9 protein-coding genes are annotated in these 12,301 nt (G+C 36.8%); 1 reads left to right on the forward strand and 8 read right to left on the reverse strand.

Features of this window, described 5'->3' with window-relative positions; genetic code table 11:
- Positions 1-529: 529 nt before the first annotated feature.
- From JL102_RS23180 to rpmH, 6 genes are all read right to left on the reverse strand, one after another.
- Positions 530-3,973 (reverse strand): T9SS type A sorting domain-containing protein, encoded by a 3,444-nt coding sequence (locus JL102_RS23180; RefSeq protein ID WP_202246862.1) that lies wholly within the window; start codon positions 3,971-3,973, stop codon positions 530-532.
- An 89-nt stretch (positions 3,974-4,062) separates the two neighbouring features.
- Entirely contained in the window at positions 4,063-4,581 is a 519-nt protein-coding gene (locus tag JL102_RS23185) for a DUF2480 family protein (protein ID WP_202246863.1), read from the reverse strand.
- Positions 4,582-4,608: 27 nt separating this feature from the next.
- A complete protein-coding gene (gene tsaB, locus JL102_RS23190; RefSeq protein ID WP_202246864.1) occupies positions 4,609-5,289 on the reverse strand; it encodes a tRNA (adenosine(37)-N6)-threonylcarbamoyltransferase complex dimerization subunit type 1 TsaB in 681 nt (226 codons plus the stop codon).
- A complete protein-coding gene (locus JL102_RS23195; protein ID WP_202246865.1) occupies positions 5,290-6,948 on the reverse strand; it encodes a S41 family peptidase in 1,659 nt (552 codons plus the stop codon). It abuts the gene before it with no gap.
- Positions 6,923-7,321, reverse strand: a complete 399-nt coding sequence (rnpA, locus tag JL102_RS23200; RefSeq protein ID WP_202246866.1) for a ribonuclease P protein component — start codon at positions 7,319-7,321, stop codon at positions 6,923-6,925. Before rnpA ends, JL102_RS23195 begins: the two co-directional genes overlap by 26 nt.
- Before the next feature lie 76 nt (positions 7,322-7,397).
- Positions 7,398-7,553, reverse strand: coding sequence for a 50S ribosomal protein L34 (gene rpmH / locus JL102_RS23205; RefSeq protein WP_202246867.1), 156 nt, complete (start codon positions 7,551-7,553; stop codon positions 7,398-7,400).
- Between the two features lie 193 nt (positions 7,554-7,746).
- Here rpmH and JL102_RS23210 point away from each other — a divergent pair, with 193 nt between their 5' ends.
- Positions 7,747-9,471 carry a M61 family metallopeptidase gene (locus JL102_RS23210; protein ID WP_202246868.1) on the forward strand — a complete coding sequence of 575 codons (1,725 nt, stop codon included), beginning with the start codon at positions 7,747-7,749 and terminating at the stop codon, positions 9,469-9,471.
- Positions 9,472-9,529: 58 nt separating this feature from the next.
- Here JL102_RS23210 and JL102_RS23215 read toward each other — a convergent pair whose 3' ends face one another.
- Positions 9,530-11,614 (reverse strand): M16 family metallopeptidase, encoded by a 2,085-nt coding sequence (locus tag JL102_RS23215; RefSeq protein ID WP_202246869.1) that lies wholly within the window; start codon positions 11,612-11,614, stop codon positions 9,530-9,532.
- 1 nt (position 11,615) lies between these two features.
- Positions 11,616-12,236, reverse strand: coding sequence for a M16 family metallopeptidase (locus JL102_RS23220; protein WP_317191664.1), 621 nt, complete (start codon positions 12,234-12,236; stop codon positions 11,616-11,618).
- Positions 12,237-12,301: the final 65 nt, after the last annotated feature.

Genomic DNA, 12,301 nt, shown 5'->3' on the forward strand with positions numbered 1-12,301 from the left:
CTTTCTAATGGGTTGCAAAGATAACAACTCTTTGCTTTTAATAAACTACTTTTTGTCGTTTATTTTTTCAGTATTTTTTAGTGCTGCTCTGCAGTATTTCAATATCTTAACTCAACCTTATGGCTGATTTTTCCCTCCGGCTTATCCGTTTTGGGAGTGCAAGGTTAGGGTGTTTTCTATTATAATCCAACACTTCTAAAAAAAAAGACCTAAAAAAATATCATAAAATTCATAATCACCTGATAATCAATTAAATAATTTTATCATTCACTTCTAACCAAATTCACTCAACATTCAGAAATAAGTATTATTGTATATATCTTTTCACAAGTACGGATTTCAATACTATAGATACAAAGCCGTATTTGCATTTCATAATTCCCATTTATGCACTAGCACTAGCTGCATAACGGCAACAGCATAAGTCCTATACATAGCCAATTGAGACAAATTCAATATCAATTTTATACTCCATATTTCTTATTAACTAAACACTATAATCATCATTCATATATAAACTACTCGCTCATTAATCCTTTAATATCTTCTTAATCAGTACAGCCTCTGAACTTTTAACAGTAATAAGATAAGCTCCACGCGGTATATTATCGAGACTAATCTCGACATGATCGTTATGCTTCGATGCGTAGTTTTCCTGAATTATTTTACCCATGTTATCCAAAACCTGTATCACCACCGGGTTCTTAAGATTTTCATTAAAGCTAATATTAATCTTATCTTTAGTTGGATTTGGGTAAATACTCAGTCCCATTTTCTCAACACCATATTGCCCAACAGTACCAGTAACTAAATTAGCAGTGGCACTCGCAATCTTCCAATCAGAATTTCCCGCCAGGTAGGCTTTACTAATCTTATAGTAATATTTAATATCTCGCTCTAAATTTTTATCCAAATAAGACCTCGATTCAAGGGTAATATTTTCAGATAAATCCTCCCAGCTTATTTGGTCTGTGGACTTTTCAAGATGATAATACAAAACACCTTCGTCCTCGTCATGCCAAGAAAGTTGTATAGTAAGATTATCACTGGCTATTGCCTCAAAAGATTCAACTGCCTTGGGTGCCGTTACACAAAATTCCGTCTTTAATTGATCTGTCCACGGTTCATATCCCAAAGAATCGATCAACTCATCATTCAAATACAGATTTGCTGTAGGTCCTCCATCTCCATATCTGTCTAAAAGCTTAAATATATAACATCCATCATTTAAGCACATAAAGCTATTTACAGTTAGATTACCTGAGTTATATGCGATTGACTCTTTAAGAATATTCCCTTCAGAGTCCTCAACTCGCCAGCTAGTTTCCTCAGGGTAAAAATCCAAATTTAACTCTATCCGAAATTGAGTATTAGTAGGATCATCAGTATAGTAAACGGATACTTCAGGAGTACTATTGCCAGGGTCCATATCTCTTCTGCCATTTAACTGAACCAACGATGCTGTTATCAGATTCTCTCCTTCTTCCAGCGAAACGGCACCTAACTTAATATTAGCAGATTCCCCTTGTTCAAGCAAAAAACCATCAATGCTATACTCTTCATTTGCAACTTCGTAAGTAAGAGAACTAATTGGCATATTACCAGTGTTTTCTATAACTCCTAGAACATCAACATAGGGTGTACATGAAATTACATTATCACCAAGTTCAGGTTTAATAATTACCAAACTCGCATCATAGCTTCCTCCCAAAGGAATAGAAAAGTTGAATGACACACTATCAGGATCTTCCTCTAGAATAGCATCAAAATTAGGGTGGTCGCCAGGTATAGTAGCTATTATGTCATTATCAGCCGTAACCAGTGAGCAATAGCCATCTCCTATTCCATCACCATAAGAATCATAAAGTACAAATTTATAATCACCATCTTCTATACAAATATTTGAAATATCGAGACTTGAAGCTGAAAAAGTATTATTAAAAAATATCACATCTCCATTACTATCTTGAATGGACCATGAGATTTCTTCTGGATACCTGTCCGTCTGCGTTATGACCTTTAATGCCGTAGTGTTTTCAAAAATATTAACGCCATAGCTAACCTCTGTATTATTATCATTAGTAGGATTACCATCTTCCTCGTCAATGCTGACAGAATAGGAGAACTCTCCTTCTAATTCATGGGTTATTTCAGGAAGGTTAATAGCTACATTTTCACCTGGTTCTAATAAACCGATATCCACAATAACAGAAATAACATTTCCATTTTGATTGATCAATAGATTGATGGTGCTAAAACTTTCTGTACCGACGTTTTTTATTTCAACTATGGGGGACACAATCACTTCTCCTGCACAGGCGAAATAAGTAATACCATTTTCAATACCAGATAAACCTGAAATTGAGGCATCAAATGAAGGTATTTCTGCCAAATGATAGCCTGGGTCACTAATATCACTATCATAAGCAGCAATTGCCCAATCAATAATACGAAATGTTCCAACATTAGCAGTGAGCACATAATTTCTCCTTACCGCTCGGGCATTCTCATAATTCCATGCCTCTGAATTTCCATCGGTGCCAATATCTCCAAAAATATCGATTGGCACATTTAGCTTATTATCAAATAACTCATATACGTCATTACCATCAGCATTGAGATTAGCATCTATTAAATCTGGGGTAACTCCATCAAAGTTATTCCCCCAGATTCCTGTAAACTCTGTTTTAGAAAAAACAAAAGTACCTTCTGGATCTATAGTAGTACCTTCTGGAATGTCAATAGAAACATTATGTTCAGTACTTCCATTAAAATAAATACGAAGGGATACGCCACTCAAATCATAAGATTCAGTACCACTATTATAAAGCTCCACATACCTTGGCAGATCACCCGCTTCGGTACCATCTACTATTTCACTTATAAATAGATAAGGAAAAGCACACAAGTGAACTGTGGAAAATTCCAACTGAGATCTTCTTGGTGAATTAAGTAAGGCAATATCAATTCTGGTTTTCTGGTCTTGAGTAAATATGTTCATACAAGCATCATCTGTATAATCCATATAGTTCTCAATCATATCCATTGAACCGCAAGCCGTGTGTGGTGCACAACCATAGTTAGGCTGATCGGCCGCTGGGGTATCATCGCAATAATCATCTACACCACAACCTCCATCTCCCCAGATGTGCCGGAGGCCTAACCAATGCCCTACCTCGTGAGTAGCAGTACGCCCCATGTTAAAATCTCCCCCCATAGGATTAGGTAAGTTCTCTCCTCCCACACTTGACGTAAGTAGCACTACACCATCAGTTGAAGCTATTCCCTCATCATCTTCCAATCCAGGAAGTTCTGTGAAGCTTGGAAACTGAGCGTAGCCAAGTACACCACAGCTAATATCCATTACCCATATATTAAGATATTTATCCGAATCCCAGAAAGATTCTGGCTTAACAACCTCTTCAATATAGGTATTATCTAAGGTGCCAAAACCATTACATACTCCGAATGGTGGGGAGCTCCACCCCATATCTTCCCTATTAATTCTATTAATACCTGCCTCAGAAAGTATTTGGCCATCAGGGCCTATTAATGCAGGAACAAATTCCACAAGAAGATCAGCGCCTACAGGATTATTGTTATAGCCTAATGTCCCTTCTTTTTTTCTATAGTCATTATTTAGCTGTTCAATTTGAGCGTTGATTAATGCTGCGCTAATATTATCACCACTACCAACAGACTCGCCACTATGAATGACATGAAAAATTACGGGAATAGTAAAAACATCTCCTGCTTCTCTATAAATAAGAGAATTCCCCTGCTTCTTCGAATAATAATTGATGACTGATTCATACTCCTCAAGAGTTTTTAAATGAGGGTACTTGTTACGAAGCTGCTTTTCATATTCATAACTAAAACACTTTCGCTCCTGACCTCTGGAGACAGAAACGTTAAGTAAGCAACTAAAAAATATTAATTTACTTAAAAAGAAAATCGGTAAATAGTGCTTCATATAAAAGGCTTTAAGATTAAGCGTGGAATTTAATTAACTAAAATCCTCTCCTAAAACCTATATGATAATCGCACTATTCTTACATCATGTTACTTCTTTGGCTTTTTATACAATGGCACTGTACTGCAAGGCTCACCATACATAATACTAGACACAACTGGTCTCAGCTTCTTAGTGACCTCTACATAGGCAAATTCGGGCACGAGCAAATCACTACATCCCTTTACAACTACCTTCTTGTTTTGATATTGCTGACTATCAATATTTTGAATAGCTTGGGCACAGATCATTTTCTCTAAATCAATAAGACCTCCTAGTGCTATGGTTTTGGCATATGGCTCTAATTTGGTCGTTATGAGCATATATGCCCAAGATGGTATAATAGCATCAGCTGTACAAGTAAGCGCTACATGCTTACCCTCATACTGTGCCCAATCATGCTCTTTCACATAACTACGGAAATCCTTTTCTTTAAGAATCATTTCCTGAAACAACCAATCTTTCAGATCAAATACTCTTCTCTCACCTTTATCTATAAAGTCAGTAAGGTCTAAGGTTATTAATGGACTATTGGCTACTCTATTAATAATTTGTGTTTCTTCAGACATAATTCTACTTTTTATATTTGAACGAACTCAACGCTTCTTAGGTTGGGTTACGTGAAACTCCTTAAGATAAAATGGCTCATAGTAAGCTACATCCTCAAATTGCTGTTCCTGATATTTTCTAAACGCCAGATTAGCCACATACTCCGCATTCATAAAAGGGAGATCTATAAATGATGCATTTTTATGCGTAATCACTGATTGGCATTTACCTGCTCCATTACCAGCAAAAATGACCTGATGTTGATTTAGAAACTCACTAAAACTTGTTTCATCAATAATTTTTGGCGCAGTCTCTTGTATTACACTCAGATTTTTATCTGTTATCATACAATATACTTCCATACGGCGAGCATCAATCATAGGACACAGATATGCGCCGGAATAATTTACTTGACTCATGCCATAGGCCATAGCCTCTAAGGTATTGATGCTAATCAAAGGTATGTCTAATGAAAAGCTGATTCCTTTGGCGGTGCTCACACCAATTCGCAATCCGGTATAAGATCCTGGTCCTCCAGAAACGGCCACAGCATCAAGGTCAGATAGTGCATAACCACACTGTTTAATGAGTGCATCAATGATTGGAGCCAATAAACCCGAGTGTGATTTTTCAATATATAGGATTTGACTGCCGAGAACTTCACCTTGATTCAACAAAGCTACAGAACAGATAGGCGTAGCTGTTTCTATACTTAATATTAATGACATTTAGTTGCTTCCTTCGAGTATGGTTTTATATTTCTCTGAATCAGTTAAAACTGAAATACCCTTTTGAATGTCCTCATCATTTCTAAAAGAAGCCTCTATTTCTCCTTTCTGATAAAAGAATCTTGCGGCGATTTCGACTTCAACAGCTTGAGTTATTTCATCCTTAAAGGTCTCCAGATCCTGCTCCTTATTGTGTTTTACTTTAGTTTTGAGGTCCATAAGCTGTTTATGGATGTCTTCATAGTATTTTTCTTGTTTGGATGATTCTTCCAAAGCATCTATTTCCTTTTCTACCTTAGTAGTGTAATCATAGCTTTTATCTGCTAACCATTTTTTAAACTCATTATATTCCTCATCAGAAAGTTGGAATTTTTTTGCATTTGCGGGAGCACTATGCTCAGCAGCATATTTGGTTGCATAGTTAAAAATCAAACCTTTCGTAACCAGGCTCATCGTAATAGGTGCGTAATACTCATGATCAATTTTTATATCAGGATCCAAGCCCTGACCATCGTACACTACTCTACCACTAGTTGTTTTAAATTCTGTTTTTAACGAATCAGCGATTTTATTTACTGAACCATCTTCATTTCTATGGGCATAATCAAGCGCCTGAATACATCTACCACTAGGAATATAGTATTTTGCAGTAGTAACTTTAAGCTGAGCATTATAACTCAAGGGCCTAGTGGTTTGTACAAGGCCTTTTCCAAAAGTGCGTGTACCGATTAAAATACCTCGATCATAATCTTGAATAACTCCTGAAACTATTTCTGCAGCTGATGCACTGCCTCCATTAGTAAGTACCACCAAAGGTATTTTCGTATCTACCGGACTATTAAGTGTTTTATAGGTTTTGTTCCATTCCGTTACTTTTCCTTTGGTGGAAACCACTTCCTTATGTTTATCAATAAATACGTTACTTACATTAACCGCTTCGCTCAATAAGCCGCCAGGATTTCCACGTAAATCTAGAATTACTGATTTGGCCCCTTTTTCCTTAAGATTTTCTACTGCGACAGCTACTTCTTTTCCGGCTTCGGTAGTGAAATCTTCCAATTTAATATAACCAACCCCATCGGCTACCAGCCCAACATAGCGCACATTATCAACAGTGATTTTCTCCCTCTTTATATGAAAATCAATAGGCATTTGCTTTCCGTATCTCTTTACAGTAACATCAACATCTGTCTTAGCCTGCCCTTTTAATAAAAGGCTAACATCTGATACGCTCTTCCCTTCTACATCATGCCCATTAATATTGATTAACTCATCACCGATTCTCAGACCAGACTTGTAGGCAGGAAAGCCTTCATAAGGCATAGTAATTACTGTTTTATCACCCACCTTACCAATCATAGCACCTATTCCGGCATATTGACCGGTGGTCATAGTTCTGAAATTTTCTATTTCGTCTTCAGGAATATAACTGGTGTATGGATCTAAGGAGCCAAGCATAGCATCTATACCTGTTTCAATCATCTTATCAGGGTCTAACTCATCTACATAATAGGCGTTAACCTCTTTAAATAAGGTAGCAAAAATATCCAAGTTCCTGGCTATCTCGAAATACCGCTCTGTGGGAGCAACAAATGATACAAGCGTAATAAGTGCAAGGGAAGGGATTAGTATCTTAGCCTTTAGTAGTCTCTTCATCATTTTTATGCTTTAAGGTCGACATTTTATTCAAACGCTGACTAACAGAAATGAGTTTCTTTTCAATATTTCGAAAAGGCAAAATTTCATTAGCTGTATAAATATAAGCAATTTGAAATTTTACTGGAGACTGAAATTGAGGCTTGTTTAAGCGATAGGCTTCACGAACTCTGCGCTTGACCTTATTACGGTCTACTGCCTTTTTAAAATTTCTTTTAGATACAGCTATTAGCACCTGATTTTCATCAATACCAGAAAAGGGCCTATAAATGACCTTAAACGGATACAAATAAAAAGAGGAACCCTGTGAAAAGAGTTCCTGAATATATTTTTTATGAGAAAGTCTTTCTGACTTTCCAAAAGTGTTTAATCTCATATCAAGCGGTTTTTTTCAACCCAATGAAAAAAACAACTTACACGGATACTTCAAACCAGCAAGCTGGCTCAAAATATTATTTATGAGTTTTCTCGTCAGAAACAGTAAGTTTCTTTCTTCCTTTAGCTCTTCTTCTAGCTAATACTGCTCTGCCATTTACAGACTCCATACGAGCTCTGAAACCGTGCTTGTTCTTTCTTTTTCTTTGCGATGGTTGAAATGTTCTTTTCATTTTGATATACTTTAATCCTTCTTAGTTAAAAAAGAGAGGAGTCACCTTCACTTTAATTTTTTCCGGGCTGCAAAGATAGCGAGTATTTTTACAAATACAAACTACCTTCTTAGATTTGTTTGAAGGAGCAATTTTAGCAATAATTTCTTAATCCTCCTTCTCAATATGTCTATTTTTACAAAAAAAAGAATCAATGCATTATAATATATCGTTTCCACAGCCTCTACAGCATTTTATGGAGGTAACTACTAATATAAAAACAGACCACAAAACTTCTCTCTCCTTGTATCTTCCTATATGGAGACCGGGGCGCTACGAAGCTACATATTACGCAAAAAACATAAAAAATTTTCGCATCACTGATGATCAGGGAAATCAAGTACGCTACACAAAAACATCTCACAGTAGCTGGGTAGTAGATACTCAAAACCTCAAAGAAATTAATGTGACCTATAAGTACTGGGCTTATAAAATGGATGCCGGCAATAGTTACTTTGATGAAGATCTCATATATATCAACTTTATAAACTGTCTTATTTACACTAAAGAGTCTATTAATGAAGCTTGCGAGGTAGCTCTAGACATACCTTCCCATTACAATATAGCCTGCGGACTGAAGCGAAAAAATGGCGTTCTTGTAGCTAAAGATTATTATGAATTAGTGGACAGCCCCATGATAGCGTCCGCTGACTTAGAACACTTCAATTACACCATTGACAATACTGATTTTCACATCTGGATTAATGGAAAACATAATATTAATACAGCTAAGATGGAGGATCACTTCTATAAATTCAGTAAAAAACAGATAGAGATAATGGGTGAATTTCCTGAGGACAGCTATCATTTTCTGCTACATCTTTTGCCTTACAAATTTTATCATGGAGTAGAACATCACGATTCCACAGTAATAACTGTCGGGCCGGGCATTTCAGATGATGAAACAGAGCTTTATAATCAATTACTTGGGGTAAGCTCTCATGAACTTTTCCATGCGTGGAATATAATAAAAATAAGACCTAAAGAGCTTCAGCCCTATGATTTCAATAAAGAAGTTACGTTTCCTACAGGTTATGTAGCCGAAGGTTTCACCACATACTATGGAGATCTTTTTTTAGCTAAAAGTGGTGTATTTTCAAGGGACGGCTATTTCAATGAGTTGAACTTACTCTTCAAAAGACATTTCACAAATTTCGGAAGACTCAATTATTCAGTAGTCGACTCTTCCATCGATTTATGGGTTGACGGGTATGCACTTAATTTTCCTGACAGAAAAAGCTCTATATACGTAGAAGGCGCTATGATAGCTTTATGCCTTGACTTAATGCTCAGAAGAAAATCTGAAGATAAATACTCTCTAGACAACATCATGGTGAGTTTATGGGAGAACTTTGGTAAAACATCAACCGGATATACTTCTCAGGATGTTCAAAAGTTGTGTGAAGAGTTGTATGGAGAGAGTTTGGAAGACTTCTTTAATACACATGTACACGGCACGGCTCCAAAAGATAAGCTGATTAACGAATTATTACAGCATGTAGGCTGTGAACTGACCAATTCAGATGCCAAAAATCCCTTTGAAAGATATTTTGGAGTGAAAATATCACCAAACCCCACGCCTAATACTAACCCAAAAATTGTTCATATCGCCCCTGGGTCGATTGGTGAACAATACTTTTCTGTAAATGACGAAATTATTTCGGTTAATAAGGAGCCGTTAGATCTGGAAAATATTGCAAAATATACAGCCGGAGAATATGTATTTGAAATCAGTAGAAATTTCAATAAAAAGCTGAATATAGCTGTAAAAACCTCAGAAAAAACTTATTTCACTCAATATAAAATTCATCCTAAAGCTAATGCTACTGAAGAACAAAAAACATCCTTCAAGAGCTGGACTGGACTAGACTTATTTTAAAATGGCTTATAATTTAAAAGGGCGTTGTGAATCGTCACAACTCCCTTTTTAAATATATCTAATCCTCAGCTCCAGGCTTAAATAAGTCATCGCTAACTTCAGGGTTAACCTTAACCTCTGACGCTTGGATGCTCAGCTTCATAGCTCCAATTGGCTGAGTCACAGAATGTGCAAAATACACACCTGAAACTTCTTTATAATCTCCCATATCAGTAGCCATATTCACTTCTCCCTGAGGGGTTTCCATATTTCTAGAGACTCGAATCTTAAAACCTGATTTTATGTCATAATACTCAGTCACTTTATTACCTGAAGGGTAAGTCAGCTCCACGGCATAAGCATCTGTATCTTCAACTTTTTCTATTCCAATCAGCTTAGTCTTTATGTCTAATTCCTTATACTTCAATTCTGGAAATATATAACCTTCTATCATTAATTGCTCTTTTGCCGTTTCATCAATCGGCACCTTATTCCCCATTTGAGTTACAGCAACCTCCTCTTCATTAAGCACTTGCTTGCTCATAACATTACCAGCCATACTCACTTCAAGTAACATCTTTTTAGGCTCTTTTTTAATGGAGGTAATCGTTATTGATCGTCCTCCCATATCAGCTCCCATTACTATTTTCACAGACTTAACTTTACTCAAAGCCTCCTTTCCTCCAATGGCCTTGATATAATTATCAATTACCTTTTCTGCGGTAAGGCCAGCCGGTAACTCGGCCTTATCTTTTGGCTCATATTCATTGCCATAAATATCATAGTACTTTACAGGACCGAAAGCCTTAAGTTTTTCAGCTACTTCTGATGCTTTCCCCACAACCAATATATTAGCATGGCCTGGCTTTATGTATTTATCAGCCATGGCTTTTACCTCCTCCAGAGTAGTAGAAGATACATTTCTGAGATAGTTTTGATAATAATCTTCAGGTAAATTATATCGAGCTGTATTAATAGCAAAACTAGCTACAGTAGAAGGTTGCTCTAAAGAACGGGCAAAGCTGCCTAAGATAGAGGCTTTGGCTGCGTCTAACTCGCTCTGTTCTACTTTTTCATTTCGAATCTTCTTGAGCTCTTTGATAAATTCGAATACAGCACTATCAGTCACTGCATTTCTTACACTAGCTGAGGCTGAAAAATTACCAATGAGTTCATCACTAGATATGGAGGATCTCGCACCATAGGTGAAAGATTTATCCTCTCTCAGGTTTTGCATTAACCTAGAGGAGAACCCTCCCCCTAATATTTGATTCATTACATTAGCCTTAACTACATCCGGTTGACCTGGCTTTAACTCTACAGGATAAGTAACCGAAATGACTGATTGCACACTACTTGGCCTGTCTACCATTGCGATTGTAGCTTGCTCTGGAGCCTGAGGCTGTGCATAAGTTGCTTTTGGAACATTCCCTTTTTCCCAATCGCTAAAATATTTCTTCACAAGCTTTTTAGCATCCTTAAAAGAAATATCCCCCACTACTGCCATATAGGCCACATTAGGCTTAAAATAGGTATTGTAATAATTCTTAATATCTTCTACTGTAACATTTTTGACTGTTTCTTCCGTAGTAAGCTCACCGTAAGGATGATCTTTACCATAGTTTAAAACGGCCTCCACGTTAGATGCTATTTCATTAGGACTCTCCTTTCCTGCCGCTATCGCTGACAAAGTTTGCTTTCTGATTTTCTCTAACTCATCTTCAGGAAAAGCTGGGTGAAATAGCACATCAGTCATTAGCTGAAGAAGCTTATCCTTATGCTTAGATAATGAAGATGCATAGACACTATTAGAAGAAGCTCTTAATGAAGCTCCTATAAAATCCACCTCCTCATCTAGCTCCGCTTTAGTATAATTAGTAGTTCCGCTCCTTAAAAGCTGCCCCGCCATAGTAACGTAACCAGCCTTTTCTTTTTCAAGAATAGGGTCATTATCGAAAATCAAAGAAAAAGTAGTTCTGGGAATTTTATGATTTTCCACCACAAATACCTTTAATCCATTTTTAAGCTCGAAGGATTTGTATTCTCCAATCTGTATTTTTGGAGCAGGACCGGCTTCGGGGGCTTTGGTTCTATCTACTTGAGCGAACAAAAAGGATGAACCAAATACAAACGTAAATACTAGTGATATATATTTTGTCAGCATTTTATTTATCGTTTTTAGGTTCAACGTTATCAGATTGTTCTTTAGCAGACTCTGGCAGATAGTATAATACCACTCTATTCTGCTTGTTCAGGTACTTGTTAGCGACCTTTTTGATGTCCTCTTTAGTCACCTTCATATACTTTTCTATTTCAGTATTGATCAGGTTAGCATCTCCAAAATACACGTGATAGTTAGCCAGGTTCTCAGCTATTCCTTTTACGGTACTGTTTTCTGTAACTATATCATTTTCTACCTGATTTCTTATTTTCTGAAATTCCTTATCAGATATAAGCTCAGCTTTTACCTTTTCTATCTCAGCATCCATTCCTTTTTCAAGGTCAGCGGCTTCTACACCTACATTAGCCAGCCCGAAAACCAGATATAAACCAGGATCTTCTGAACCAAATGGAATGGCCACCACCTGCAATGCTTGCTGATCCTCATCTACAAGCTTTTTATACATGCGAGAGCTTTGCCCGTCTGACAATAATGTACTAAGCATATTCAGCGCATAATAATCGTCAGTACCTTGCGCTGGCATATGATAGGCTTGCACTACAGCAGGCAGTTGAATTTGATCATAAACGATATCTCTTACCTCCTGCTTTTGCTCTGGCTCCACTATGTGGACCTGCTATCTTTGACTGGACATTAAGTTAAGCTGTTTTTGATTAAATTTACTAAAGA

It is taken from the genome of Fulvivirga sediminis (assembly GCF_016757215.1).
Lineage (GTDB): Bacteria > Bacteroidota > Bacteroidia > Cytophagales > Cyclobacteriaceae > Fulvivirga > Fulvivirga sediminis.

Coding starts and splice junctions, on each gene's coding strand:
- JL102_RS23180 (WP_202246862.1), bottom strand. CDS start 3,973: ATGAAGCACTATTTACCGATTTTCTTTTTAAGTAAATTAATATTTTTT.
- JL102_RS23185 (WP_202246863.1), bottom strand. CDS start 4,581: ATGTCTGAAGAAACACAAATTATTAATAGAGTAGCCAATAGTCCATTA.
- tsaB (WP_202246864.1), bottom strand. CDS start 5,289: ATGTCATTAATATTAAGTATAGAAACAGCTACGCCTATCTGTTCTGTA.
- JL102_RS23195 (WP_202246865.1), bottom strand. CDS start 6,948: ATGATGAAGAGACTACTAAAGGCTAAGATACTAATCCCTTCCCTTGCA.
- rnpA (WP_202246866.1), bottom strand. CDS start 7,321: ATGAGATTAAACACTTTTGGAAAGTCAGAAAGACTTTCTCATAAAAAA.
- rpmH (WP_202246867.1), bottom strand. CDS start 7,553: ATGAAAAGAACATTTCAACCATCGCAAAGAAAAAGAAAGAACAAGCAC.
- JL102_RS23210 (WP_202246868.1), top strand. CDS start 7,747: ATGCATTATAATATATCGTTTCCACAGCCTCTACAGCATTTTATGGAG.
- JL102_RS23215 (WP_202246869.1), bottom strand. CDS start 11,614: ATGCTGACAAAATATATATCACTAGTATTTACGTTTGTATTTGGTTCA.